The organism is Phenylobacterium sp. CCH9-H3 (assembly GCF_001557235.1).
In the GTDB taxonomy this organism is placed as follows: Bacteria; Pseudomonadota; Alphaproteobacteria; order Caulobacterales; family Caulobacteraceae; genus Phenylobacterium.
In genome coordinates this window covers 1-26,881 of the sequence record NZ_LSJI01000045.1, presented here as the reverse complement: position 1 = coordinate 26,881, position 26,881 = coordinate 1, and the positions used below count along the sequence as shown (strand labels likewise).

The window sequence follows — 26,881 nt, the reverse complement described above, 5'->3', positions numbered from 1 at the left end:
ATGACCACGCGTCGCGACGTGATGGTGGGGGCGAGCGCGGCGGCCGGACTGGCTTGCGCAGGTTCGTCGGAGGCAGCGGCTGCCGCGCCGCGGGATGACGATCTGACCTGGATGCCCGCATGGCGCATGCGCGACCTGATGGCGCGCGGCGAGGTCTCGGCCGTGGACGTGGTCACCCACTTCCTGGATCGCATCGAGCACCTCGACGGCCAGCTCCACGCCTTCAAGGTCGTCGACCGCGCCGGGGCGCTCGGTCAGGCGCAGGCGCTCGACCGCGCGCGGGCCGCCGGCGAGCCCGTCGGACCGCTGCACGGCGTTCCCATCTCGCTCAAGGAGCACATCCCTTGGGCCGGATTCCCGAATACCGGCATGGGGGTGATCGACGGCCCTGCGGCCAAGCAGGACTACGTCGCTGTCGCGCGCCTCAAGAGCGCCGGCGCGGTCGTCGTCGGCAAGAACAGCATGATGTTGACCGGTGACAGCCGTCGGCTCGGGGGGCCGGACTGGACGCGGGAGGCCCGCAACCCCTGGGACCTGGCGCGGGTGCCGGGGTGGTCGAGCTCCGGAAGCGCAGCGGCGGCCGCGGCGCGGCTCGTGCCCATCGCGATCGGCGGCGATGGCGGCGGCTCGATCCGCCTGCCGGCCGCCTATACCGGCCTGGTCGGACTTCATCCTACGCGTGGCCGCATTCCGCACGTCAGCTACACCCGGCCCTATCTGCAGTTCACGACCACGGTCGGCCCGATGGGGCGCGACGTTCGTGACGTCGCCACGGCATTGGGCGTCATGGCCGGGCCGGACGGCCGCGACTTCGTCTGCATGCAGGATACGCCGCCCGACTATGTGGCCGAGCTGGCGCGCGGGGCGCGGGGTCTGCGGGCGGTGTGGACCGAAGACTTCGGGATCGCGAGCCCCACCTACGACGTGAGCGCCGAGGTCGTGCGCGTCGCGCGTGGCGCCGCGGAGCGAATGCGCGAGATCGGCCTGCGGCTGCACCCCACGGAGGTCCGCTGGGAAAGCGCGGGGGCGAGCGTGGGGGTGACAGGAGCCGTCTATGACCAGGGCGCGCTCGGCACCGGCTATTCGGCCCGGGGCGGCGGCGAGGCCATCCCCTCGTCCGCCACCCTGCCCGTTGCCGAGGCCCCGACGGAGGCCCAGTACGCGGCGGCCATTGAGCTCCGTGCGCGCAACATCGAGCGCTTTCGCCAGGTGTTCCGCGAGGCGGACCTGATCCTTTCGCCGACGGTGCGTCAGGTGTCGCCGACGGTGGCGCAGTGGGGTGATCGCCGCTGGCTCGCCGGCTATACGGCTAACACTTCGATGTTCAACTGGGTGGGGTTCCCGGCCATGAGCGTGCCGGCCGGCTTGGTTGAAGGCCTGCCTGTCGGTCTCCAGATCGCCGGCCCGCCTGGATCGGAGGGGGTCATGCTGCGCCTAGCTGCAGCCTACATGGCTCGCGGGCCAGATCTTCGACCGGGCTTGGGCTGAACCTGCGGCGGCCGCGCCATGGAAGTGGACTGCAGCAAGCAGCGGCCTTCCGAAGCTATGTCGCCGACATTGACGTGTACGACGCCTGGGACTCCGCCCAGGCGATCGTGCAAATCGGGCTTTGCGGCAGAGGCGCGGACAGGGCGCCTCATGAGGCCGCGCACGACAGGGAACCGGCGCGAACGGCGCTATCGCCCCAGGCGTCCGCCCGCGCTATGCAAGGAGGGATGGTGCGACTCTCTCCGTCATCGCCCGAAGAGGCTGCGCCGCGGCGCCGGCGTGAACGCTTGGCTCCCGATGTCCGCCGCGCGGCGATCCTCGAGGCCGCCGCCGCCCAGTCCCTGGAGGGGGGCGTGCTGCCGCTTTCGCCCGAAGCGCTCGCCCGTCAGCTCGGCGTTTCCAAGGCGCTGATCTATTCGTACTTCCCTACCCAGTACGACCTCCTCAACGCCCTGCTCCTCGTTTGCCTGGACGAGCTCGAGACGGCAGGGCTCGATCAGGCCCTCGCCGGCAGCTCCGCCGACAAGGTCGCCCATGCGGCCGGCCTCCTCTACTTCGACCATGTCCTGCAACGCGGGCCGCTGCTGCACCTGGTGATGGATGACCTCTACATGGCCGGCCATCTCAGCCGTGAGGTGCAGGCGCGCCGGGACCGCGTCTATAGGCGGCTCGCTCGCCTTGTCCGCCGCGACCTGCGCCTCGACGCCGAAGCGGGCCTGGTGGCGATCAATCTGGTCATGACCATTCCCGAGGAAGCGGGCCGCCGAGTCCGCCTGGGACAGCTGGAGGCTGACGTGGGTCGAGCGGTCTGCGCCGAACTCCTCGCGAGCGCGATACGTGGCCTGACGCCTGACCGAGCGAAGGGCGCGTAGCGCTCAGCGCTCCGCCCGCTCAGCTTTCGAGGTCGCGGCCGATCGATCGCCGGGCGGCGAAGAACAAGGCCGAGGACAGCAGACCGACCAGGGACGCTGCAATGAGCGCCCAGCGAATACCTTCGCCGCTGCCTAGCCCCCCACGCACCGCCAACGTGTCGCTCAGAAGCCCCACGAGCAGCGGGCCAAGCCCAAGGCCAATGAGATTGATGATGAAGAGCAGGACGGCGGCGGCCGTGGCGCGCATGTTCGCCGGCACGAGGCCCTGCGTCGTCGCGTAGACCGGGCCGTACCAGAAGTTGTTGAGGAGATAGGGCACGACCAGGATCGCCAGCGCCATCCGGGGGTCTGCGACCAGGAACACCGCGATCACCGCCGGCACCGACACCAACATCGCGAGCGCCGGGGCCAGTACGGTGTTGCGAACATCGTGCGCGGCCGTGCGGTCGGCGATCCAGCCGCCCAGCATTGAAGAGGCCGCGCCGCAGACTCCGAAGATCAGGCCGATCACCAGCCCGAGGAACCCGACGGGCTTCAGGCCGACCGCCGCCGCCATCTGGGCGACCTCGCCCGCGTGATTGCGCAGGAAGAACGAGGCGATGAAGGGCGCTTGGCCGTAGTTGATGAAGGCCTTCAGCGACGCGGCGAACGCGAGCAGCCAGAAGGTGGGCTTGCCGGCGAGACGGGTCAGCACCTGGGTGAAGGGCGGCTGGGCGGCGAGCGCTGCGGCCACATCCGCCCGCAACCGCGAGCGGGTCTCCTTCAGGGTCCAGGCGGCGAGCGCGGCCAAGGCGATCCCAGGCATGCCGACGATGAAGAAGGCCGCGCGCCACCCGTAGGCGTCGGCGATGACGCCGCCCAGGGTCATGCCCAGCAGGGATCCCAGCGGCACGCCCATGGAATAGAAGGCGAGCGCCGTGGCGCGGCGCGACCGCGGGACATAGTCCGAGATCAGCGAGTGCGCCGGCGGCGTGCAGCCGGCCTCCCCGACCCCCACGCCGATGCGATAGAGGCAGAGCTGGGCAAATGACTGGGCCGTGCCACAGAGGGCGGTGAACGCGCTCCATGTCGCGAGGGATGCGGAGATCACCAAAGGTCGGCTGCGCGCTTCGGCCAGGCGCGCGATGGGGACTCCCAGGACTGAATAGAAGAGCGCGAACGCCAGCCCGCTCATCAGGCCGATCTGCCAATCGGCAAGCCCAAGCTCACGCTTGATCGGCTCGGCCAGGATGTTCACCACCTGCCGGTCGAGGAAGTTGAAGATGTAGATCACCAGCAGCAAGCTGAGCGCATAGCGGCTGTAGCGCCGCGAGATCTGCGGCGGGGCCGCTCCGCTCGAGGGCTGCTGGTCTCGGGCTTGCGCGGTCACGGGAACACCCTATGCCGCCTCTCGCAGGTCCTCGTGGACCCCGTCGAGACTCTCACCCTTCCCTGCCCACACGCATGACGCTCGGCGCTCGGCTCCTGTTGACGGCCCACGCGCCTAGTACCGGAACCGCAGCCCGGCCGTGAACGTGCGGCCGATGACGATCCGGGGCTGGGGGCTCCGGCCGTGTAGAGCGGAGCCTCCATGTCGAAGAGGTTCCTCACATTGAAGAAGATCTCCGACTCCGCGCCGCGGATATCGAGGCGCCGGGATACGTTGAGGTGGGCAAGCATTGCCTTCTGTCCCATCCCCGTCTCCTGCCCCATCGTCTGTTTTCGTCCGGCCGTTGGTCGGCCGGCGGCACCGTGCAGCTGAAAGGGATGTACCCAGGGCTCGCGCTCGGCGGCCCCATACCGCGTCCCCCTCGCGACGGTCGACTGTATCGATAGGCCATGCTGCGAAGCGGGGCTGTCCCTCTGGTGGGGGACGAGATTGAAGTGTCTATTGTAGCATCGGTTTCGGCGCAGGCGCTGGGGTGCTCGGGAGCGTTGTCAGCAAATCGCCCGGCTCGCAGCGTTCACGCTCAAAACACAATTATAGCCTAGGTCAATGTCCCCCCGGCACGGGACAGACCCTGAGTTCGCCGCAAGGCCAAGGTGCGGGCAAGCGTCAAGAGGCGCAAACCGAGGGGACGACCAATATGGGACGCAGGTTGCGCCGCGACGCCGCGCGGACGGTGAGCTTTGCTGCTTTGACGCTGTGGCTGCCGGCGACCGCGCTCGCCGCCCAGCCAGACTCCCCGCCGGCGGAGACCGTGGGACTTGACGAGGTGGTGGTGACGGCCCGCCGCATCGAAGAGAACCTGCAGGAGGTGCCGGTGACCGTCACCGCGCTCTCCGGTGAGCAGCTGAAGGCGCAGAATGTCCTGCAGGCGACCGACCTGCAGTTCGTCGCGCCCTCGGTCACGGTCGGGGCGCGCCTCGGCCGCCTGGGCGGATCCTTCACAGTGCGCGGGCTGAACTCGGGGGTGGTGAGCTACTTCTCCGAGGTCCCCGGGGGGCCGGTGCAGACCGGCATGCCCTTCTTCGACCTGGCCTCGGTCCAGGTGCTGAACGGCCCCCAGGGCACGCTCTTCGGCCGGACCGCTGCAGCGGGCGCCGTGCTCGTCACGCCGCAGCATCCGCAGTTGGACGGCTACAGCGGCTACGCAGACGTCAGCGTCGGCGACTACGGCCGTCTGCAGGCCACGGGGGCGGTGAATGTCCCGTTGATCGCGGACGAGCTCGCGCTCCGGGCGGTCTATCACCACGAGCACGTGGGCGGCTTCACCAAGCAACTTGCGCCGACCCAGATCATCCCCGGTCTGCCGAACCTGACGGACCTCGGCGAGAAGCTGGATGAGATCAACAGCGAGTCCTTCCGCCTCGGACTGGAGTGGAAGCGCGGCGATTTCCGGTCCTATACGGTCTACAGCCACCTGCGTGTCAAACAGGCGCCGGCGGGTCATGTGCTGACCTATGCCAACCCGAACCTTCCCATTCTCAACCTAACCCCGGCTCAAGCCGCCACCACGTTCGGGCCGGTCTGCAACCAAGCCTTCGCCAACCGCCTGGTGACCTCCGTCGCGGGTTGCGTCAGCGACCGCCTTGCGATCACCCAGCAGCTCAAGTCCGCTCTGGTCGCAGAGGCCGCGCGGATTCAGAACGGCGGCGACAAGGCTGTGCGCTATACGCCGGCTTTCCAGGGGCTGACGCCGGCGGACGATCTGCGCCACGACAGCATCATCAACATCTCAGAGTACGACTTCGGCGACCTGGGCTTCACAACGCTGCGGGCGAAGAACGTCATCTCCCACCTGGAGGACAGTCACGTCACCTCCTATGAGGTGGACGGGGTCGGCGGCATCCTGATCGGCGTGGCCGCGACCACAATCCAACCCAGTCCGCCGGCGGAATCGATCCAGGTCGCCAACACGGTGATCCCGCGCCGCGGCACCCCTGTTCGCACGATCACCGAGGAATTCCAGCTGCAGGGCCGCGCCGTCGACATGATCGACTGGACGGCGGGCTTCTACTACCAGAAGGCCAACTTCCCGGTCAGCGTCGAGGGCATCTCGGCGCTCAGCCGCACCTTCAGCGGCGTATCGACCCAGAACCAGGGCTGGACCGCGGCCAGCAACTTCCCGGCCGGCTCCGACGGCACCGAACGCGCGGCCTACGGTCAGGCGACCGTCGACTTCGACAAGATCGGGGTGCACGGGCTGAGCCTCACCGGCGGCTTCCGGAGAACCCAGAGCAAGGCCACGGCGCGATTGATCCAGGCGGTTGCGAATCCCTCGGGCACTGGCCCCTTTGTGCCCGGCGCCCGGCTGCCCGACACGGTCACCAAGAGCACCGGCGACAACTATACGATCGCGCTCAACGAACAGCTCACCGACAACGTTCTTCTCTACGCCTCCACCAGCAAGTCGTTCACGCCGGGCGGCACCAACCTCTTCAACGGCTGCAACATCGCGCCCAACTGCAAGCCGGTCTTCGACCCCCAGACGGTCAAGAACTATGAGATCGGGGTGAAGACCGAGTTCCCCCTCGGTGAGGCGCGCGTGCGACTGAACGCGGACGCCTACCGGATGGACTTCGAAAACATCCAGCAGCAGCTGCGGTTCACGTCGGGGGCCACCGCCATCTCCTACATCGCCAATGTGGCGTCCGCACGTATGCAGGGCCTCGAGCTCCACATGGATGCGGCGCTCGCCAACTGGGACCTCACCGCGAACTACTCCTACCTGGACGCCGATTACCGCGAGTGGATCGCCGCCGACCTCAACGGCCAATCTCTGCCGACCGATGTCTGCCAGCCTGGGTCGGCGGGAAGCCTCTGCCTCCTCGACCTACACAAGAGCCCCTTCGTCAACGCGCCGGCCCATCAGCTGAGCGGCAACGTTCGTTATCATCTGCCGATCGACGAGGCGCACGGCGACGCCTGGGTGCTGCTGAGCGCCTATCATCAATCCAAGCAGTATCTGACCCCCGCCGCGTTCCGCGAGATCGACGTGGCGCGGGGCAAGGGCCTGGGCGACATCACCAACGCGATCACCCAAGACGCCTACACCACCTTGAACCTCCGCGTGGGCTGGGACCGGATCCTGGGTTCGACGTTCAGCGCCGCGGTGTTCGTCAACAACCTGACGGACACCACCTTTGCGCAGTCCGGCAGCACGCGCGCCTACAGCACCGGATCGGCGGTCAAGCTCTACTCCGCCCCGCGGATGTGGGGGATCAACCTCGTCTACCGCTTTGGAAGCTAGGCCGGTTCGTGCCCCCTCCAGATCCCTGCACATCGACCTTCAGGAGGACCCCATGCGTCCAATTCTGATCGCCGCCGTCGCCACCGGCTGCCTTGGCTTCGCCAACGCAACCTATGCGCAGGCCGCACACCCGCCGGCCGACCGGTCGGCGATGTTGGCCTCCCGGGTGGACGCGACCGACGTGCCGAAGACTGCGGAGTTCTACAAGGCGGCGTTCGGCATGCAGGAGACCCAGCGCATCTCGCGGCCGGACCTCATGGAGATCGTCTTGAACTTCGGCGCCACGGTCGAGGAAGCCAAGGCCGCGACCACCCCGAAACTCGTGCTGATCACGCGACCGGCGGGCGCATCGCCGCCGCGGATCACGAACCTCATCTTTACGGTCAGCGACGTGGACGCGGTGACCAAGCGCGTCCTTGAGGCCGGCGGGCGGATCGACCGCCCACCCGTGCGATCCGCGGCCGGTGTCTTCGTGTTTGTCCGCGATCCCGCCGGCAACGGCATCGAACTCATCGCCCGAAAGCCCGCGACCCCGTGACCCGATCCTCGGGGCGCGTCATCTGACGAGGGCGCTCGGGTGAGGTCGATGGCGCGCGAGCCCCGGGACGGCTCCTCCAGCGGCTCCTTGTCCCGACCACAAGTGACAGACTGCGCCGCACCGCCGTGGAAGCTGTCCGGGGCGGACGAGGCCGTGGGCGCCCTCGACGCTACGGGTCCATCCGACCTTCCTCAGCGTGCGATCACCAGGCGGGGAGCGCCAACGAATGAACCCGGATCCTGCGCCGATCGTGGACGTCGACCTCCTGGTGATCGGGGCGGGTATGGCCGGGCTGACGGCGGCCGCTTTCGCCGCGCGCCACGGCCTCAGCGTCGGCGTCGTGGAGAAGGCGCCGCGGCCAGGCGGCTCGGCTCGGCTGGCCGCCGGCGGGATGCTCAAGCCGGAGGATCCCGGGGCGCTGAAGCGGGTCAACCCCAGCGCAGACCCCGCCTTCGCTGATCTGCTGCATGCCCGCTACGACCAGGCGATCCGGTGGATCGACTCATTGGGCGTGAGCGCGACCCCGACTGCGAGTGCGGAGGAGATGTTCGGGATACCGTGCACGATCCGCGGCATCGACATCGTCAGATACCTCGCCCTTTGCGCCCTCGAAGTCCGTAGCGCCGGCGGCTGGCTGGTCGTCGACAGCGTGGTGGACCGCCTCGAGATCGAAGCCGGCGCGGTCACCGGCGCGCACATCCGCGATCGCGACGGCGACACCCATGTGCGGGCGCGCGCCACGCTGCTGGCGACCGGCGGGTTTCAGGCCTCGCCCGACCTCCGCGTCCGGCATCTGGGCGATCAGGCCCGGGACATGGTCCTGCGCTCCAATCCCTACAGCGCAGGTGACGGCCTCGTGCTTGGTCAAGCGGTCGGGGCGGCCACCAGCGACGCGATGGATTACTTCTACGGCCACGTGATCCCCTATCCCCTGGAGGCCTTTGAGCCGCAGGACTACATGCGGCTGGCCATGCCCTTTTTGGCCGGCCATGGGCTGCTCCTGGATCCCGAGGGCCGTCGCTTCGTCGATGAGTCCTCGGTCTACTGCTACGACGCGCGGGCCATTCTGAAGCAGCCGACGGGGCGGGCGCTCTTGGTCGGCGACGCCGCTATGCGCAGGGCGGAGGCCGAAGGCTATGTGGCCAACCGCACGCTTGGGGTCGAGGTCGTGGACCGGCCCAGCGAAGCGGCCAAAGCCGGCGCCCGCGTCAGCGAAGCGGCAAACCTCAAGGCGCTTGAGGCGACGGTCCGCGGTTGGGGTTATCGAGGCGTGGCGCGGGCCGTGAGCCGATTCAATGCGGGTCTCGCGCGGGAGGACCGCCTGACGCCGCCGCGTGCGAGAAATCGCGAGCCCCTACGGGCGCCTTATTTCGCCATCGAGGTCCAAGCCGCGATCACCTTCACCTTCGGCGGGCTGCGTGTGGACGACAAGGCGCAGGTTCTCCAGGCCGGGGGTCAGCCGATCCCCGGTCTGTTCGCCGCCGGCGCCGATGTCGGCGGCGTCTTCGCCGAGCACTATTGCAGCGGTCTGACGATGGCGGCGGTCCTGGCCCTCCGGGCCGTGGAGACGGTGTTGGCGCAAGCCCGCAGCGAGAAGGCGGAACTGGCCGGTTCGAGCACCTGAAGGCGCGGGCGCCGCGCGGACACGCTGACCGGGGCGCGCCTATGGCCGCTTCGCTGTGGCCGCGACCTGCCGGGGGTGTGTGGCCAGTCGCGTCAGTTCCTCGGCGGTGAGAGGCGCCGCTGGCGCGCCGCTCGCTGGCGTCACCAGGCCATCGACGACCCGATAGCCGGGCGGACGAGGTGGATAGCGCATGAGCCCCTCGCCCGCCGGCGCGGCCGCCCGGTACGACTTCACGCCAGAGACGAGGCCCTGGCCCTCGGGGTCCGTCACGTAGGCCGGCGCCGCCTGCACCCGCAGGGCGAAGGAAATGTGTGTCTTGGGTCCGAGCGGCCCCGTCGGGCTGTAGTCGGCGTTGCGCCGCAGGGCGTACCAGAGCGCAGGAAGCTCGACGCCGGTGTTGCTTTCGATGGTCCAGCCATGGTGATCGAGGAAGCCCTCGAAGATCGCTTGGAACGGGCGATAGCCGCCGATATAGCCCTTCAGCGTTCCGTCGGCCTGCAGCTGCAAGTCCGCCCGAGCCTGCAATAGTTCGAGGCCCCGTCCAAATCCCGCATCGCGCAAGAAGGCGCGCGGCGTCGCCGCGGTGGTGAGGCGCCCGTTCGCGATCTTGCCTTCGAAGAGCGCCTCGTAGTCCGCGTGGGGACGGATACGGAAGGTGTAATCCTTCGCGACGTTGCCGGTCCCGTCCTTCACCAGGGTGTCGGCGCTCATGAACACGCCCATCCTCACCTGGTCGTCGTTCATCGGGTCGTCGCCGGCGCCGGAAACCACCACCACCATCGTCCAGCCGCCGTCGCGCATGCGGTTGTTGGCCGTCACGAACGAGGGGGATTCACCGGCCGCGCCGCGATAGAACTTCCAGCAGCCCAGCGCCTTGTAGAAGCGGTTGTCGACACCCTTCTCGCCGGCCGGGCTGGCGAAGCCGGTGCGCGGGTCGCCATCCAGGTTGATCCCTTCGCCGACCTTGCCCGCCACCTCCACGAACCCGGAGTCGGGGCTCGCGGTGGGATCGGCATAGACGTTGGCCCAGTCCTTGCCGCGCGGAAGGCCATCCGGTGGAAGCGCTGGGCGCTGTACTGGCGGTTCTCCCGGTCGAACAGCCACTTGATCTGCTCAGCGGTGTAGCCGCCCCGCAGCATGATCTTGCGCCAGTCCGGGTCGGGGTTTGCGCCCTTCGGGCAATCGGGCCCCGGCTCGACGGGATTGCCCGGGCCGGCGAAGTACATGGCCGGCTCGTTCCAGTCGATCGCGTAGGTCCGCGTCCAGGCCGCTTGCGCCTGGCCCGGCAGGAGGGCGGTGACGGCGAGCGCCGCCAGGGCCGTCGTGTGCAGGCAGCTCGGGATCATGGCGTTCCTCCGGCGCCCGCCTGGGCGCGCGCGTTCGACTGAACAGCCTGGCGCAGCATGTCGGCGGTGAGCGGCGGGGCGGGCGGTTCGCCCGGCCGGGCCGACAGACCATCGACCACGCGGTAGGCCGTCGGGCGGGTCGGGTAGGTGAGCGGCGGTTCGTCAGGCGGCGCGACGTCTCGGTAAGAGCGGGCCCCCGTCACCAACGCGCCGCCATCCGGCTCGGTGACATAGGCCGGCAGCGCGTCGATGCGGAGCGCATAGGAAATATGCGTCTTCGGACCGCCGGGCCCGGTCGGGCTGAAGTCCGCGTTACGCCGGAAGGCGTACCAGAGCTGCGGCATCTGGATCCCGGCGAAGTACTCGAACACCGCGCCGCGATGCTTCATGAACTCGTCGTAGAGCGTCGCCCAGGGCCGGTAGCCGCCCAGGTAGCCGCTCAGCCGCCCATCCGGCAGCATGCGAAGCTGCGCGCGGGCGTTCAGCAGTTCCAGCCCCTGGCCGAAGGCGGCGTCCCGTACGACGACCCGGTCGGTCGCGTCCGTGGTGATCCGTCCGCCGGAGGTGCGGCCCGTGAAGAGCGCCTCATAGGCCCGGTGCGGCCGGATCCGAAACGTGTAGTCCCGCTGCGCCTCGCCGCCGGAGTTCTTCGCGAGCCGGTCGGCGCTCAGGTAGACGCCCAGGCGCACCTGATCGTCGTTCAGCGGATCCGGACCGGAACCGGAAACCACAATGACCACCGTCCAGGCGCCGTTGCGGGCGTTGTCGTTGGCTGCGACCAGGGTGGCGGAGGTCCGCGGCGGGCCTCGATAGTACTTCCAGCAGCCCATCGCCCTGTAGAACGCGTTGTCGACGCCGCGCTCGCCGCTTGGACTCGTGAACCCGGTGCGGCGGTCGCCATCCAGGTCGATCCCCTCGCCGACCTGGCCGGTGACCTCCACGAAGCCCGGATCGGGCGTCGAGGCCGGGTCTGCGAAGACATTGGCGCGGTTGCGGCCGCGGAACGCCATCTGATTGAATTGCTGGTCACGGGTCAGGGTGCGGCTTTCCAGGTCGAGCAGTGCACGGGCCTCCGCCGGCGCATAGCCCGCCTTAACGAGGACCGCAGTCCAGTCCGGATCCGGGTTGGCGCCCTTTGGGCAGTCGCTGCCCGGCTCCACCGCGCCGCCGTCCTTACCGCCGTAGTAGAGGGCAGGCTCGTTCCACTCGACGACGTAGGTTCTGGTCCAGGCGGCTTCGGCGACGCCCGGCGCCGCACTCATGACGGCGGCTGCCAGGACAAGCCGGCCGAGGCGCCAGGGCCACGCGTGCACGAGACAAGCGCGCTTGGGCCGTTCGCGACCGGGCGCGCCCCCGCTCATCGCGGGGCGTCGGCGGTGGCGACCTTGGCGGGTTTGGCCGTCAGGAAGGCCTGCATCTGTTCGGAGGTCATCGGCTGCACGCGTTGGCCGGGTTGCAGGGTGTAGAGCCCGTCAATGATCGCGCGCCCACCGCGGGGATAGGTGATCAGCGGTTCATCCTTTGGGGCCAGGTCCTTGTAGGACGCCACGCCCGCGACCAGGCTCTTGCCGCCGGGATCGGTGACGTAGGCCGGCACCGCATCGAGGCGGAGCGCAAACGAGATGTGGGTCTTCGGGCCGCCTGGCCCGGTCGGGCTGTAGTCGGCGTTGCGCCGCAGCACGTACCACAGCGCCGGCAGCTGGATGCCGTCGTAGTTCTCCACCGTCGTGCCGCTGGTGATCATGAAATTGTCGTGCATCGCCCGCCATGGCCGATAGCCGCCGAGGTAGCCCTTGAGCCCGCCATTCGGCTGGACCTGGAGGTCCAGGCGCGCCTGCAACAGCTCCACGCCCCAGCCGTAGAAGGCGTCGCGGAACACCACCTTCGGATGGGCCTCGGTGGTGATCCGCCCCCCGGCGACCTTGCCCTCGAAGATCGCCTCGTAGGCGGCGTGCGGGCGGATCCGGAAGGTGTAGTCCCGCGCGACCCCGCCGCCGCCGCTCTTCACCAGCTTGTCCGAGCTCATGTAGACGCCGACCCGGACATGGGCGTCGTTCAACGGATCATCGCCCTGGCCGGACACCACCAGCACCAGGGTCCAGGCGCCGTCCTGAACGAAGACGTTGGGGCCTTCCGTCCCCTGCTGACGTCGCGAGACGCCTCGCAGATACTTCCAGCACCCGAGCGCCTTGTAGAAGCTGTTGTCGACACCCTTCTCGCCGGTCGGGCTCACGAACCCGGTCCGCGCGTCGCCGTCCAGGTTGATCCCCTCGGCCACCTTCCCCTGGACCTCCACGAACCCGGGATCGGGGGTCGAGGTAGGGTCGGCGTAGACGTTCGCGCGGTCCTTGCCGCGGAACGCCATCTGGTTGACCCGTTGGCGGCTGGGGATGTCCTTGTTGCCGGGATCCAGCAGCCACTTGGCCTCTTCGGGCGTGTAGCCCGCCTTCACCAGGATTGCGTGCCAGTCGGGATCCGGATTGGCGCCCTTCGGGCAGTCCGTGCCCGGATCAACCGGTCCGCCCTTGCCGCCGTACAGCATGGCCGGCTCGTTCCATTCGATCGCATAGGCCCGGGTCCAGGCGGCCAGGGCCGGGGCGGGCGCAGCGAGGATGATCGCGCCGAGGAGCGCCGCCAGGCCGACCCGCGGCGGTCTTCGTTCTGCAGTCATCGCCCTCTCCTCATTGGGGCCCGGCGCCGGACCCCCGCTGGCTTACCTGTGCGCCGCTCCCGGATCGGGTTGCGGGATCAGCTCCACGACATAGCCGTCCGGGTCGTGCACGATGTTGATGCGGTCGGTCAGCCGGGGGTTGTCCAGCCCGGCGGCCGCCACGCGTTCCGCCAGGGCGCGGGCGTTCGGCACAAAAAGGATCACCCGTCCGAAGCCGGTGGCCGGGCCCCCTGCGCCCTTACTGAGGACCAGAAGCGTGTCCGTGGCCCGGTCCCCGCTCATGCCCAGCGTGTAGTAGCGGGGCGGCCCACCCGGGGGCCCGCTGCCCACGACCTTCAGGCCAAGGATCTCGGTGTAGAACGCCTTGGAACGCTCCAAGTCGGAGACGTTGAGGGCCAGGCCCCCGGCTCGGTGGGGCCGCAACGCTTCCGGCAACGGGGGCGCCGGGGCGCTCGCGCATGGCGCGCCGGACACCAGGACGGCGGCGGCGGCCAGGATCGCGAGCGGGCGCTGGGCGCGGCGGAGCGCGGCCGCCGGCCCGTGCAAGGTTGCGCGAGTCTGCACGTGCGCGCCCCCTACGCCAGGATCTCGGAGATCGGGTTGGAGGTCCGCATGGCGCCCGTCCCGAATTCGCCGACCGGCGCGCCCGCCAGCTGCTGCGCGGTGAGGGCGACGCGGGTGACCGAGTCGCCTTTCGACGCCACATGTTGACCGGCCTTGTGCCGTCCGCCGGCGCCGCCGGCGATGATCATCGGGATGTTCTCGATCGAGTGGATCTTCGCGTAGCCGGTGTCGCTGAACGCCAGAACGAGCGAGTGGTCCAGCAAGGTTCCGTCGCCTTCCTTGATCGCGTTGAGCTCCGTCAGGAAGTCGCCAAACCCCTGCATGACCTCGCCCGCCAGCTTGCTGGTGAGGGGCTGGTAGCCGAGCTTGCTGTCGGTGGGCTCGTCGTGCGTGTGCTGATGGTAGATCTTGGAGTCGCCGGGCAGATAGGTGTCCGACGTGGCGGAGGTATGAATCCAGTTGAAGACCTTGGTCTGGTTGCAGGCCAGGCCCATGGCGAGCAGCTTGGCCATCTGCTTGTTGTTGGCGTTGACGACGTCGATCGCGACGCCGCGTTGGCCTTCCTCGGGGCGCTGCGGGATGACGCAGGCCTCGCATTTCTCGGGTCGCTGCAATTGCACCGAGAGGCTGTTCTCCATCTCCCGCAGAGACGTGAAATACTGGTCCAGCTTCATCTGGTCGGCGCGGCCCACATCGAGGGCCAGGGCCTTGCGTTGCTCGCTGATGGCCGACAGCACGCTCTTGCGGAGCATGACACTGGGATCGGGCTTCCAGTCGGGGCTGTTGGGGTCCTGGAAGCCTTCGCCGAACAGCCGTGCGTAGAGCGCGAGGGGCGTCGTCTCCGGGGTCGCAAACCCCTTCCCCGTACGCGTCGAATAGCTGACGGTCCGTCCCGAGGCCGAGATGTCCAGCGCCTTGAAGCGCGTGCCGGTCCCGATGGCGTCCGCCACCTGGGTGTCCAGGGATGGGCCTTCAAAACTGCCGCTCACGGCCGGTGCGGCGCCCGACAGGATCGCCGCGTGGCCGCTCCAGTGCACCAGGTTGGGCTTGCCGTCGCCGATCACCCGATAGCCGGAGAAGACGCTGATCTTCTCTCTCACCCCTTCCAGCGACTTGAGTTCCGGCGTCATCTCCCAGCCGGCCCCGGTCTTGGTGGGCACCCAGCGCGTTCCGGCCGGAGTGTGGGTCAGGCCAAGGCCCCAGAAGTAGGTGCCGAAGCGCGTCGGCAAGGGCGCGCCGTTGGCATAGGCCCGGCCATTGCCGTCCAGGAACATGTCGAGGGCGGGAAGGCCCACGCATACCGTGGCGCCGCCGAGCACCCCGCGCATCAGAGAACGGCGGCTGAACCGCGAGATCATCGAGGGCCTCCTGCGGTCCGGGCTGGGATGATGGCGGCGACTTTCTGCGCCGGCGGCGGCGCGACCGCCCGTTCCGGCGGGGCCACCTTGAAGAACTCCGGACTTGAACCGATCCGTCGCAGCAGCGCCTTCAACCGATAGCCGTCGGCGGCGAACGTCTTGGCCTGAGCGGCCAGGAACGTCTCGTCGTCGTCCCCCGGCGTTCGTCCGACACCGTAGGCGTAGACCTGCTTGACGAGGCAGGCCGGAACCTTGGGGTCGTCCCGAAGCAGCTGGCCCACACCCGGCGCGCCGGAGATGAGCTTGCCGCGGAGCTCGGCGCTGACATCGATCAGGGCGCCGTTCTCCAGCGTGCGCCGCTGGCCGATGCCGTCAAAATGCTCGAGCGCAAGACCCAGGGGGTCGCTGGCCTTGTGGCAGGCGGAACATCCGGGATTGGTCATGTGTGCGATCAGGCGCGTCCGCACCGTTCCGCGGTCCACCGCCTGGACCTTGGAGAAGTCCACGTCCGCCGGAGGCTCGGGCGTGGGGCTGCAGCGGAAGATCTCATTGACCTTCACCCCGCGCTTGGTCGGCGAAGACGCCGCAGGGTGCGAGAACATCGACAGGAATGTCACCCCGGTGAGCACTCCTGCCCGCTCAGCTTCCTTAGGGAAGGAATAGCGGGTCCATTCCTGGCCGCCCGCGACGAACGGCACATTGTAGACTGCCGCCAGGTGCCGGTTCATCAGGGTGTCGCGGGTCAGGAAGATGTCCCGATAGTCCCCGTCCTGAGACAGCAGGTGATCCACCAGGACCCTAAGCGTCTCCTCGCGGGCGGAATCAACGAGCGACTGACTGAACTTTGGATAGGCCGCGACGTCCTTCGTCAGGCCGTCCAACTGGTCCATCTGCAGCATGTCGGTGAAGAACGCCCGTACCCCCTTCTCCACCCGAGGCGATGCGAGCATCCGCGTCAGCTGCCGGTCCAGACCTTCAGGGGTGTGGAGCTCGCCCCGTCCGGCCGCCTCCAGCAGTATCGGGTCGGGCTCGGCGTCCCAGAGCAGGTACGAGAGCCGCGCCGCCTTGCTGTAGGCGTCGAGGCGCAGCTGCCCCTTATGGGCGGGATCCGGTTCGGCCGCCTCCACCCGGAACAGGAATTCCGGCGCCATCAGCAGGCTGACCAAGGCGGGCTTCAGTCCGGCGTAGAAGTCGCGGGCCGCGGAAGCGCCCTGGTCCGCCAGCGCCACGCGGGCGGCCACCTCGCGCTTGGCGAGCGGCCGGCGGAAGAGCAGGTCGCCATAGGCCTGAACGAACTTGCTGGCGCAGGCGGAATCCGCCGCCTTGGCGTCCGCCGGCTGGCAAGGAACCGACGTCTCGCGGCGCTTCTCGGCCAAGACCTGGTCGGCCACGCTGCGCGCCATGGCCTCATACTGAACGAAGCCCCCGGCCGTGACCGAGAGTTCCTGATTTCCCACTTCCAGAAGGCCGCCCTCGCGCCTGCCCGCTTCAAAGCGGCCATTCACCTGGACGTCGGCCCCGAAGATGTCGGCGATTGCGTTCCGATACTGACTTTCCGTCAGCCGCCGCGCCGCGACGAGCGTCTTCGCGGCCTCCCCGGGCTTGCTCGCCGCCAAGGTTTGGGAAGCTGCCGGAAGTAGCGCCGCCGAAAGGCACGTCGTCGCCGCCAAGCACGTCAACCAGCGTCGCAACAGCTTTCCTCCCTGGACCCATCGGCTTCTTTCGAGCCGCGCCGTGAACCTACGAAACCGTCATAGCAGCGTCAATGACCAACACTTCAATTAGATTTGCGGGCACTCCTCGATAGATCATCGGGCAACGGGTTAACCCACGGAGATTTCTGTCTGATCGTCGCGCATCGTCGCGACGGCAGACAGCTGAATGTGGATGCTGACTCCACACCCAATTTGATCCGGCCGCTGTCCCTCCGTCGTGGGACAGACGCCTTGACTGGCCCGTGATGACCATGCGCTCGGCGGTGACTTCAGGCGTCGCCGAGGCGTCGGGCGCGGAGTGGGCTCAGCGTGGCGGAGGGCCTGGGCCTGGGTCGCCCTCAAACTGCGCGCAGACGCATCGAACCGGGGAAGGGAGCTTGTCATCGTGGTGAGGTCGATATCGCTGCGCACCGTCGCGGGCGCCTGCGCCGGATTGGCGCTTTGCCTGCCCGCACAGCCCCAACCCGCTCAGGCCCAAACGGTCGCCATGGCGCCGCCGGGCCGTCCCACCGTGGAAGGCCTGCAGCCCCTACTGCCTGCCAACGCCAAGCTCCTATCAGCCACCCTTGCCCAGACCGTGAGCGGCCTGCCCTACCTGCGCTTGGATGGGGTTGTGACTGTCGACAATCCAGGCCCCTGGCCCGTCCGCTTCAGCCTCGCCTTGCCGGAACGCTTCAACGGCCGGTACTTCATGACCTCGCAGGGCGGCACCGGCGGACGCGTGCCGGATCCTGACCCCGAACTGTTGGCGCAGGGCTTCGCCGTCGCGGCCATGGACCGGGGCACGGCACCCGCCTTCAGCATCGACAGTTCTGTCTGGGGCGATCCGGTCCAGGGGCTCAACCTCGCCCACCGCGGGATGCACGCGGCCGCCGTCGCGACACAGCAGTTCACGCGCGGCTATTATCGGACGCCGTCCATCCGCCGCTATACCGCCGGCTGCTCGGGCGGCGGGGTGGCCGGCTGGAACAGCATGCGCGCACACGGCGCCGCCGACTTCGATGGCGTCGTGATCGGCGACGCCTCCGCAATCGGCCCCTCCAACACGGTCCAGTGGGCGCGCGTCGAACAGTATCTTCTACGGCATCCGGATGGCTGGATTCCCCCGAAGCTGATGGCGGCCGCGGAAGCGGCGATCATCCAGAAGTACGACGCGGTGGACGGCGCCCAGGACGGCATCATCCAGGACGAGCGGTTGATCACCTTCGATCCCGCCATCCTGCGAACGGTCGGCTTTTCCGACGCCCAGATGAAGGCCTTCGAGTTCGCGCGGTCGAGCTGGACCTACAAGCTGACCACCCCCGCGCTGCAGGTGCGGGGGCTGCCGGTGACGCGGGTCACCGACTGGACCACGTGGTATTTCGGCGCCCAGCCGCCGCCGTGGGCCGACACCACGGCGGCGGGTGTGCCGCGCGCCTATCTGAGCACCAAGGCGGTGTTTGAGGCCGCGCCGGGCAAGCCTAACCTGCTCACGGTCAATCTGGACGATCCGAAGGTGCAGGCGATCTATGCCCGCCCGGACGGGTCGGACCGCGCGCCGTTCGAGTTCCACCGTTTCCGCGACCAGGGCGGCAAGATAATCGCCTACTACGGCGCTGACGACCCGATCGGCTCATTCTTGACCTACGGCCTGCCGAACCTCGAGGGGGCGCGGAAACTCGAGCCCTCGCCAGAGCGGGTCGACGACTGGATGCGCATGTTCAACGTCCCCGGCATGCTCCATTGCGCCGGCGGCGTCGGACCCGACGACGTCATGCGCCAGGCGCTCAAGGCGCTGATCGACTGGGTTGAGAAGGGCGAGCCGCCTCGGTCGATCGTCGCCCGCCGCCGCGACGGACGGACGTTCCGCCTTTGCCCCGAGCCGATGCGCGCGGTCTTCAAGGGCGGCGGCGCCGACGTCAACGACGCCGCCAACTGGACCTGCGCCGCCAGCTGAGGCGGCGCCGCTGGCGGATCATCACTGCAACGAGGAGCGGCGTATGCGAGCAATCCTGATCGCACTCAGCCTGGCGGCGGCGGCCCAAGCCGCGATCGCCCAGCCGACGGCGGCCGAGCCGGACATATCGATCCGCAACGTGCGCGTCAGCGCGCCCGATGTGCCAAGGACCGCGGCCTTCTACCAAAAGGCCTTCGGCATGCATGAGGTCTTTCGCCTCGAGCGGCCGAACCTGCTCGAAGTGATCCTCAACTTCGGTCCGACCGTCGAGGCGGCGAAGGCGGCCAAGACCACGCGGCTCATCGTGGTCAACCGCGCCCCCGACGCGAAGCTGGAGGGCGTCTCCAACATGGTCTTCAACGTCCGCGACATGGACGCCGCGGTGCGTCGTGTCATCGCGGCCGGCGGCTCCGTGGAACTGGCGCCGACGCGGCCCCCCGGGCTTGGCGACGTCACGGTCGCGATGATCCGTGATCCGGCGGGCAACCGCATCGAGCTTGTGATGCGGCCATAGTCCATTCGATCTGACGCCTCACGCCGAGGGCGCGCCGACGACGAGCGGATCTGCGGCGCGGCTATCGTCGTCGGGATCGAGGATCCCGGCCAGGTCTGCCGCGATGCCGCTGGCGTTGAAGCGGGTGTGGGCCGTCTCCGCTTCGGCCGAGCTTTGCCAGACGAAGAGCTCCATCCAGCCATCCTCGGTCTCGAACAGCGAGTAGCGGAGGAAGCCGCGCTGGCGGCTCATCCATCGCTCCGTCTTCAGGCTGAGCAGCCGAAAGCGGTTACGAACGCTCGGAGATCTCAGCCGTCGCGGAACAACGATCAGGGTCGAACCGGTCGGCGCGCGGCGCTGCAAGGTCATCCTCCTCGAGGCTTCGCGCAGGGTTCAAGCACTTGCCGCATGACGCGGCGCTTGACCCTTGCCCCGAAGGCAAATTCATCCTTGCTGAGATAACCAGCCTTCCAGTCACTTCAAGTGACTATCACTAAAGTGACAATAGATGACTTGAGCGCCGGTAGCGTTGTTCAGGGGCGGGCGCACTGACCAGGACGCTGCAAATCAAGTGAGCATCGCGTCCTCTGAAAGTGACTCATGGACCAATTGTGTTCGTGAATGTCCCCCCACCCTGGGACAGACGGGGCGGCATGCGGTGAACACCATCCCGTCGTGCGGCCTCCGGCCGCCCAGGACGACAACGTCCAAGGGGAGCCTCGATGGGTTGTTTTCAAACCGCTGCGTCCACTGCGCCCGGCCGTGTGACCCCTTTGCGAGCGTCCCTGCTCGCGGCCGCCAGTCTGGTTCTCGGGGTCGCGTCCGAAGCGGCGGCCGCGCCAAGCCCGGCCGAGTGCGTTGGACTCAACGGCCAGCAGATCGCCGGCGCCGCCATCACCGACGCGGTAGTCGTCGGGGCCACCCCTCTGGCTCCGGAGTACTGCAAGGTTAGCGGCCTCATCGCGCCCGAGCTCAAGTTCGAATTGCGGCTGCCCAACAGCTGGAATGGCAAGCTCCACTACAGTGGCGGCGGTGGGTTCGACGGCGTCATCCGCCCGCTCAACCCGGGCGTGCTTGCGCAGGGGTATGGCGACGTGGCGAGCAACGGTGGCCACGACGGCAACAACAGCACCTTTGCCCGCGATCCGCAGAAGCTCACGCTCTTCGTCCGGGAATCGGTCCCGACCGTCACGCCGGTGGCCCGGGAGGTGATGCGCCGCTACTACGGGTCTGCGCCGGTCCGGGCCTATTTCGAAGGCTGCTCGGCCGGCGGTCGCGAAGCGCTGACGGCGGCAATTCACAACCCCGACCTGTTCGACGGCGTCATCGCCGGTGCGCCGGCGCGGACGAGCCCCATCGCGCTCATGCAAAGGGCGGCGCGCCTGGCGGCCCTGCCCGGCGCGACCATCAGCCCGACCAAGATGGCCATGGTGCACAAGGCGGTCATGGCGCGCTGCGATGCGAAGGACGGTCTCGCGGACGGGATCGTCTCCGACTGGTCCTGTCGCTTCGACCCGAAGACCCTCCGCTGCCCCGGCGGCGTCGATGCGGGCGACACCTGCCTCTCCGACGCGCAGGTCGCCGTGCTCACCGCCCTGACGTCGCCGATCACCCTGGCCGGCGGCCGCAAGACCGAACTCGGCTACTACATGAACGGGGCCGAGACCCTGCCCGGCGGTTGGGATCGGATGGCGTTCGGACCGACGTCCGCCTTCGTCTCGACCGTGAACAGCTATGTGAAGGACTTCATCGCCAAGGACGTCACCGTCGACGCGATGGGCTATGACTTCAACGCCCACGCGCGTGAGGTCATGGCGCTCTACGACCTCTGGGAAGTGACGGCGAACATCTCGCCCTTCGCCCGGCGCGGCAAGCTGATCGTCTGGACGGGGGCCGGCGATCCGGGCGTGCCGCCGGCCGGCACGCTCGGCTACTACAAGGACTTCGTGTCCAACGTCGGCGGCAAGGCCAAGGCCGACGCCTCCATGCGGTTCTACTTCTTCGGCGGCGTGGGGCATTGCCGCGGCGGCACCGGCGCGGATCGCACCGACGCCCTGCTCCCCGCCCTCGACGCCTGGGTCACCCAAGGGCGCGCGCCCCAATCCCTCACCGCCACGCGGATCGACGCCGAGACGGGCAAGACCCTGTTCTCGCGGCCGTTGTGCCCCTACCCGACCTACGCCCACTATAAGGGGACCGGCGACGTCACGGCGGCCAGCAGCTTCCGCTGCGTCGCCGCCCGGTCCGCAAAGTGAGCCGCGGGGGCGCTCCGAGGCCGCAACCGGCGCCGCCGCAGTTTCCCGTCGCGTCGGGAGAAGGCGGGATCGACGCGAGGCGCGCACGCCACGTCGCGCCCTCCCCCCACCGCGGCTACGGCAGGCAAGACTCCCGGGGCCGGCTTGATCCGTGTCAGCCGCCTGCTATCTGAGACCTGCATGCCCGCGGGATCCTCTGGCAGAGGTCGTACCAAGCTCTCCCCGGCCGAGCGCAAGCATCGGGCGATGAAGGGAGCCGCCGCGCGCTGGGGACATCCCGCGCCAGCTGCCGCGCCCAACGGTCCGCTGGCCGACGTGGAGCCGCGCGAAGCGATCCTGCGGGCCGCGATCGAGGCCTTCACCCACCAGGACATGGCGCTCGTGACGGTGCAGGGCGTGGCGGACCTGGCGGGGGTTGGGCTTCCCACGCTCTACAGGCATTTCCCCAACAAGGAGGCGCTGGTCAACGCCTGTCGGCTGCTCCTCGTGGAACGCGGCCTTCGTCGACTCGACCGGCTGCTCGCGGCGAACGCCTCGCCCGCCGCAAAGATCTGCGCGCTGGCGCTGGGCCTTTGCTATGGGGGGGTCAACCCGACCGAAAGCCGCCAGACGTTCAAGGGCCTAGTCGACCCTCGCTCCGGAACCATCGACGCCACGTTGGGGCCGGTCCTGAATACCTACTGGCAGGCCTACTTCGAGGCCGGGAGAGCGCTGGGCTTTGACCAGGCCGAGGCCCGGATCCTCAACCTTCAGGCCTCGATCATCGGCCTGAGCCGGTTCCGTCCGGTGCGCGAGTCGGTGCCCGAGCTTGAGACCATCAGTCGATCCTACGAAGAGCTCGCCCTCTTCGTCCTGAGTGTGAACTTTCCCGGCGTGGATTGGCGCGGCGTTCGATCAGAGACGGTCTTCCCGGCTCCACCCCGGAGCCCATGACGACGGTGAAGCTCGCCACCTCGAGACGGACCCGGGGCGTCGGGCTGCACGCGCCCCGCTCCGCGTGTGGGGCGCGAAGCGGGACGCGGCAGTCGCCACCTCAGAACCGGGTGCGGACGCCGGCGGTGAAGGTCCGGCCGATGAAGTCGTATCGGCCTTCGAAGGCGCGATTGCCGATGCCCCCGCCCGCGCCCTGGATCACCGAGGTGAAGGGTTTCGGGTCGAAGAGGTTGTTCACCGTCAGGAAGAATTCGCCGTTGTAGTCCGCGGCGAAAGCGGGTCGGGCGGTCACCGTGACATCGGTGTACCAAAGCTCGGGCGGGTCGCGTTCGTCGAAGACCTGGGTGGGCCCCCCGAGCTTCACCTTCCCGTACAGGCGCTCCTGGATGAAGAACGACCAGATGCCCTTGTCGTAGCGCGCGCTCAGATTGGCGACGACGCGGGGCGTCCCGAGGTAGCCGGCGTTCTCGAGCACCGGGGAAGCCGGGGTGGCCTGGGTCTCGATGCTGTCGATGTAGGTGCCGAGCAAGCGCAGCGTGAGGTCGCCGCCGCCGAGCGGTCGGCGATAGGTCGCTTCCGCATCAACGCCCGAATAGATGCGTTTGGCGATGTTGATGCTGCTTGTGTAGATCAGGGTCGGCGCATTGGCAGGCGTCCGATCGCTGAACGGCAAGGGCCGCACGATCTGCTCGCAGGCGGGACCGGTTCCGTTCGCCGCCTCGCACAGCGTCAGCGTCTCGGCGAGGGAGACCGAGCCAACCAGGTCACGGATCTTGATCTTGTAGTAGTCGAGCGAGAACATCAGGCCCGGCGCGAACCGCGGCTGAAAGACCGCGCCAATCGTCAGGGTGTCCGCCTTCTCGGGGTCCAGGTTTGGGTTGCCACCCGCCTGGGTGGCCACGTTCACGGCGGTGTTGGTGTGCGGGTCGATGATCGGGAAGCGGGACTGCGAGGTCCCCGCGAACAGTTCGTTGATATTGGGCGCGCGAATATCCCGCGACCGGGTCGCGCGGAACCGCACGTCCTGGACCGGCTCCCAGGTGGCGCCGACCTTCCAGGTCGTGACCCCGCCGCTGGTGCTGTAGTCGGTGTATCGAACGGCGCCGTTCAGATCGAGCGACTTGGCCAGAGGCGCATCCTTGAGGACCGGGACGGCCGCTTCCCCGAACACCTCCTTGACCTTGACCCGACCCTCCGCGAGGCCCGCGTTCACCAGATAGAAGCGGGTGCTGGTGGCGGCGATGCCGCGCAGACCGGTGATGGGCAACGGGCTTGCGGGATCGGCATTGGAGTCCTGATCCAGCCGCTCGTCGCGGTACTCCGCGCCGATCGCTAGTGTGACGGCGCCGGCGGGCAGATTGAACACGTCGCCCTGGACGCCGGCGCTGGCGAAGTGCGTTTCGTTCAGCGTACTCCACTCCGAGCGAGGCTCGCTGATGTAGGCCACCGCCTCGGGCGACGGCGCGCCCGCGCCCAGCAGGTTGATGGGCACGCAGCCCGGATAGAGCCCGGGGTTTGTGAGATTGACCCGGCAGACGGCGGCGCCGGACGGGTCGCGGACGGCGTCGGCCGCCGCCGCCAGACGCCGCAGATCGATGGTGCGCGCGGATTGCCGGTGCCGAGCGTGGCCGTACGCATAGTCGAGGTTCCAGCTGAACCGGTCGAGCAGCCGCCCCTTCAGGCCGGCGCCGCCCAGGAAGGTGCGGTTCTTGGCCCAGACGCCCAGGGGCTGGGCCTCGTGCAGTTGCCGGTTGATGGTGATGCTGGCGACGTTCTGGGCCGTCATCTGTTGCTGGAAGGCGGCGGGGATGAACGGGTTGCCGCTGAAGATTGTGACGCCCCGCAGCGGGATCGTCAGGCCCAGCGAGCGATCCTCCGGCGTGCTGTAGATCCCCTGGACGTAGCCCGTGATGTTGTCGGTCAGCTCGTAGGTCGCGCGGGCGAAGGCGGACTGCTCGAGGATCGGCGCCGCCATCGTGCCGTTGGTGTCCTGGATATCCCAATCGCCGCCGACGAAGATCCCGGGGGTGTTGGTCGCCGTCCCCTGCACCGGGCGGAATGTCCCCGCCGTGGGGAAATAGGTGTTGGCAAACGGGCCGCCCGCGACGAGGGCGCTGGTCGTCACGGTGTAGCGGCCGTCATAGACATAGATGAAGGGGTTCAAGGCGGTGCCCTGATTGCCGCCCGGGAACTTCGCGGCGACGCCGATCGGCGGCTGCTGCGCGGAGACCTCGCGGTCCTTGCGCTTGACCTCGGTCGCCTCGAACCGCTCGTAGCTGAGGGTCAAGTGGCCGCGTTCGCCCAGGGCGAAGCCGCCGGCGATCCCGACCCGGTAGTTGTAGCGGTCGCCCCGCGAACTCACGCCGCCCTGGACGTTCGCCTTCATCCCCGCGAAGTCCTCGTCCAGGATGAAGTTCACCACGCCGGCCACCGCATCAGACCCGTACGCGGCGGACGCGCCGCCGGTCACCACGTCGACACGCTCCAGCAGAAGTTGCGGAACGACGCTCGCATCCACCTGGCCCAGGAAATTGGTGGGCGGGAGGCGAACGCCGTTCAGGAGCGTCAGCGTACGGACTGAGCCGATGCCGCGCAGGTTCAGGAAATTGCCGTTGGGCGTGAACGGGCTCGAAAACCGGCGGCTGTCGGTCAGCAGCGACGATCCCTGGAACTGCGGCAACTGCCCTAGGCCCGCGATCGCGCTGATCGGCGCCGTCTGCTGCAGGTCTTCGTTGGTCCGCACCGTGACCGGGTTCGGCGTCTCATAGCCGTCGCGCACGATGCGCGAGCCGGTCACCTGTACCTCTTCGAGCTCGGCGACCTTTGGCGCGGCGGCGCCCGAAGGCGTCGGTGACGAAGGCTGGGCGCAGGCGGCGTCGGCCGCGAGCAGTGCGCCAGCTCCTGCGCCGCACAGCCAGAGTGTCTTGATCGCAAATCTCATGGTTCCCCCTCTGCAGCTCCGGCCTCAGCCGCTTGCCTGTGATCGTCGTTCGCGCCCCGGTCCGCGGCCGCGGCACGCGTCCGGCCCATTGGCTCTCGTTGGCTTGATGTGGCCGCCGTGACGTCTTGAGCGCTGAGATGCTGACCTGGCGTCCGGGCCGCCGAGTGGGTTAGCCGTCCTGACGGGGGCTGCGCTCGCGGCCATCAGGGGCCGGCGCCGGCCGGGGGGGCGCCCCGTCGGCGGGTCACCCCGCCATCCGACCGCGCGGTTGGTGCTGTCCATGAGCCGGCCGATCGCGAAACCGCCGTCCTCCGTGGCCTTGCGGCGCAGTGTCATCGCCGGCTCCTCCCCCGCGCGTCATCGTTGGAGTCCCGTGGGGGTGCGACGCGATTAGCATCATCTTCCTATGCTAAATGCGGATCGAGGGTCCCTTTCGGCAGGGACAAGAGGGCCTCCGCGCCTGCGTGCCGCCGCGCGAGATGGGACCGCGCCCGCTTTCGCCGCGCGACGGCGAGTCTTCGGGACAGAGAGCGCCGCTCGGAGACAAGGCTCCGAGCGGCGAGGTGGGGGAGGATGTCCTCCCCATTTGGGAGGAAACGCGCCGCGGAGGCGGGGCGTGTGAGCTCCAGGAACTGGGTGGAGCGGCCGACGCCAGCGTGACGCAATTGACATTATCGTCCGCGTCAGGTGCAGCAGGTGTCCCTGCCCACGGTGACACGTTTGGGTTTACTGGTGGCAGGTCCAATCCGTGGCCTCGGTGTCCCGGGCGATGGTGACTGACGGCCGACCCCCCGCAGAGCCTTCTGTCGGTGGTCGCCTGGCGTCGCCGGCAGACTGCGTGGCGCCGCTCGCGGGGCCGTCCCTGCTCATGAGCCGCCCCTGTGAAGACCTACGACATCCCGCTGCTGATCCGGGGCGAATTGATCACCGATCACATGACGGACCACGAGGCGCGGCGCGGCGAGCTCAGGTTCCGGACGCCCGATGTCGCAAAGTACCTCGACCGCCTGCCACTGACCGATCCGACGCGGATGTCGGACATGTACGAGCAGCTCAGCTTCGCCGACGTGGTGGCGTACCTGGACGCGCTCAGCGAACGGCTCGATCCGGCGTCCAACCCCTACCTTCAGGAGGCCTATGAGCTCTCCTGCCTGACCTCCGGCCTGACGCCCGGCATCCTCCATGACGCCTATGCGCGCCAGATCCCCGGACTGTTGAAGGCCGACTACGTGCGCGAAGTCGCCGAGCTGCGGATCGGCGTTCAAGCCCTCGACGGCTGGACCCGGCACGAGCTGCTGGACGGCCGCGTCGCCCACACGCGCCCGCTCGGCGCGCGATGCGTCCACATCACCGCCGGGAACTCCCCAGGCGTCGCCGGGATCACTGCCCTCTGGAACGCGATCACGCGCGGCGACGCGGTGATCAAGAGCCCGTCCAACGATCCGCTGACCTCGCTGGCCATCGGCCGCACGAT

At 68.6% G+C, this 26,881-nt stretch carries 19 protein-coding genes; 10 read left to right on the top strand and 9 right to left on the bottom strand.

The features are described from left to right. Positions 1–1,488, top strand: a complete 1,488-nt coding sequence (locus AX721_RS03710) for an amidase (RefSeq protein ID WP_068874684.1) — start codon at positions 1–3, stop codon at positions 1,486–1,488. A gap of 287 nt (positions 1,489–1,775) precedes the next feature. Beyond that, positions 1,776–2,360, top strand: coding sequence for a TetR/AcrR family transcriptional regulator (locus tag AX721_RS03705; RefSeq protein ID WP_068874683.1), 585 nt, complete (start codon positions 1,776–1,778; stop codon positions 2,358–2,360). A 19-nt stretch (positions 2,361–2,379) separates the two neighbouring features. Here AX721_RS03705 and AX721_RS03700 read toward each other — a convergent pair whose 3' ends face one another. Continuing rightward, the gene (locus tag AX721_RS03700) at positions 2,380–3,729 is read right to left on the bottom strand and encodes an MFS transporter (protein WP_068874682.1); all 1,350 of its coding nucleotides are present in this window, start codon (positions 3,727–3,729) and stop codon (positions 2,380–2,382) included. A 697-nt stretch (positions 3,730–4,426) separates the two neighbouring features. Between AX721_RS03700 and AX721_RS03695 the strand changes: the two genes are divergently transcribed. The 3 genes from AX721_RS03695 to AX721_RS03685 all read left to right on the top strand — a co-directional run bounded on the left by AX721_RS03695 (position 4,427) and on the right by AX721_RS03685 (position 9,195). Beyond that, positions 4,427–7,033 (top strand): TonB-dependent receptor, encoded by a 2,607-nt coding sequence (locus tag AX721_RS03695; protein ID WP_082765754.1) that lies wholly within the window; start codon positions 4,427–4,429, stop codon positions 7,031–7,033. 52 nt (positions 7,034–7,085) lie between these two features. Then, entirely contained in the window at positions 7,086–7,571 is a 486-nt protein-coding gene (locus tag AX721_RS03690; protein ID WP_068874680.1) for a VOC family protein, read from the top strand. A gap of 226 nt (positions 7,572–7,797) precedes the next feature. Then, positions 7,798–9,195 carry an FAD-dependent oxidoreductase gene (locus tag AX721_RS03685; protein ID WP_068874679.1) on the top strand — a complete coding sequence of 466 codons (1,398 nt, stop codon included), beginning with the start codon at positions 7,798–7,800 and terminating at the stop codon, positions 9,193–9,195. A gap of 39 nt (positions 9,196–9,234) precedes the next feature. Here AX721_RS03685 and AX721_RS03680 read toward each other — a convergent pair whose 3' ends face one another. The 6 genes from AX721_RS03680 to AX721_RS03655 form a co-directional block, all read right to left on the bottom strand. Then, entirely contained in the window at positions 9,235–10,299 is a 1,065-nt protein-coding gene (locus AX721_RS03680; protein WP_156466987.1) for a hypothetical protein, read from the bottom strand. A gap of 238 nt (positions 10,300–10,537) precedes the next feature. After that, the gene (locus tag AX721_RS03675) at positions 10,538–11,803 is read right to left on the bottom strand and encodes a hypothetical protein (RefSeq protein ID WP_068874677.1); all 1,266 of its coding nucleotides are present in this window, start codon (positions 11,801–11,803) and stop codon (positions 10,538–10,540) included. 95 nt (positions 11,804–11,898) lie between these two features. Further along, positions 11,899–13,212, bottom strand: coding sequence for a hypothetical protein (locus AX721_RS03670; protein WP_068874676.1), 1,314 nt, complete (start codon positions 13,210–13,212; stop codon positions 11,899–11,901). A gap of 42 nt (positions 13,213–13,254) precedes the next feature. Next, entirely contained in the window at positions 13,255–13,776 is a 522-nt protein-coding gene (locus AX721_RS27780; RefSeq protein ID WP_197422448.1) for a VOC family protein, read from the bottom strand. 11 nt (positions 13,777–13,787) lie between these two features. Next, positions 13,788–15,134, bottom strand: a complete 1,347-nt coding sequence (locus AX721_RS03660) for a DUF1552 domain-containing protein (RefSeq protein ID WP_068874674.1) — start codon at positions 15,132–15,134, stop codon at positions 13,788–13,790. After that, positions 15,131–16,750: a DUF1592 domain-containing protein gene (locus AX721_RS03655; protein WP_068874673.1), complete on the bottom strand. Its 1,620-nt coding sequence runs from the start codon at positions 16,748–16,750 to the stop codon at positions 15,131–15,133. The genes AX721_RS03660 and AX721_RS03655 overlap by 4 nt, the downstream gene beginning before the upstream one ends. A gap of 484 nt (positions 16,751–17,234) precedes the next feature. Between AX721_RS03655 and AX721_RS03650 the strand changes: the two genes are divergently transcribed. Further along, a complete protein-coding gene (locus AX721_RS03650) occupies positions 17,235–18,785 on the top strand; it encodes a tannase/feruloyl esterase family alpha/beta hydrolase (protein ID WP_156466986.1) in 1,551 nt (516 codons plus the stop codon). Positions 18,786–18,828: 43 nt separating this feature from the next. Then, positions 18,829–19,299, top strand: a complete 471-nt coding sequence (locus AX721_RS03645) for a VOC family protein (RefSeq protein WP_068874671.1) — start codon at positions 18,829–18,831, stop codon at positions 19,297–19,299. Between the two features lie 18 nt (positions 19,300–19,317). On the opposite strand, the gene AX721_RS03640 is transcribed toward AX721_RS03645, so the two are convergent. Then, positions 19,318–19,641 (bottom strand): hypothetical protein, encoded by a 324-nt coding sequence (locus AX721_RS03640; RefSeq protein WP_156696845.1) that lies wholly within the window; start codon positions 19,639–19,641, stop codon positions 19,318–19,320. Positions 19,642–20,051: 410 nt separating this feature from the next. On the opposite strand from AX721_RS03640, the gene AX721_RS03635 reads away from it, so the two are divergent. Both AX721_RS03635 and AX721_RS03630 read left to right on the top strand, forming a co-directional pair. Continuing rightward, the gene (locus AX721_RS03635) at positions 20,052–21,533 is read left to right on the top strand and encodes a tannase/feruloyl esterase family alpha/beta hydrolase (protein ID WP_068874669.1); all 1,482 of its coding nucleotides are present in this window, start codon (positions 20,052–20,054) and stop codon (positions 21,531–21,533) included. 246 nt (positions 21,534–21,779) lie between these two features. Continuing rightward, on the top strand, positions 21,780–22,466 hold the full coding sequence (locus tag AX721_RS03630) for a TetR/AcrR family transcriptional regulator (protein ID WP_068874668.1): 687 nt from the start codon (positions 21,780–21,782) through the stop codon (positions 22,464–22,466). A gap of 100 nt (positions 22,467–22,566) precedes the next feature. Here AX721_RS03630 and AX721_RS03625 read toward each other — a convergent pair whose 3' ends face one another. Then, complete coding sequence (locus AX721_RS03625; protein ID WP_082765750.1) at positions 22,567–25,407, bottom strand: TonB-dependent receptor domain-containing protein; 2,841 nt, start codon at positions 25,405–25,407, stop codon at positions 22,567–22,569. Between the two features lie 881 nt (positions 25,408–26,288). Between AX721_RS03625 and AX721_RS03620 the strand changes: the two genes are divergently transcribed. Further along, the coding region (locus AX721_RS03620; RefSeq protein ID WP_197422447.1) for a hypothetical protein at positions 26,289–26,881 on the top strand (593 nt) is incomplete at its 3' end.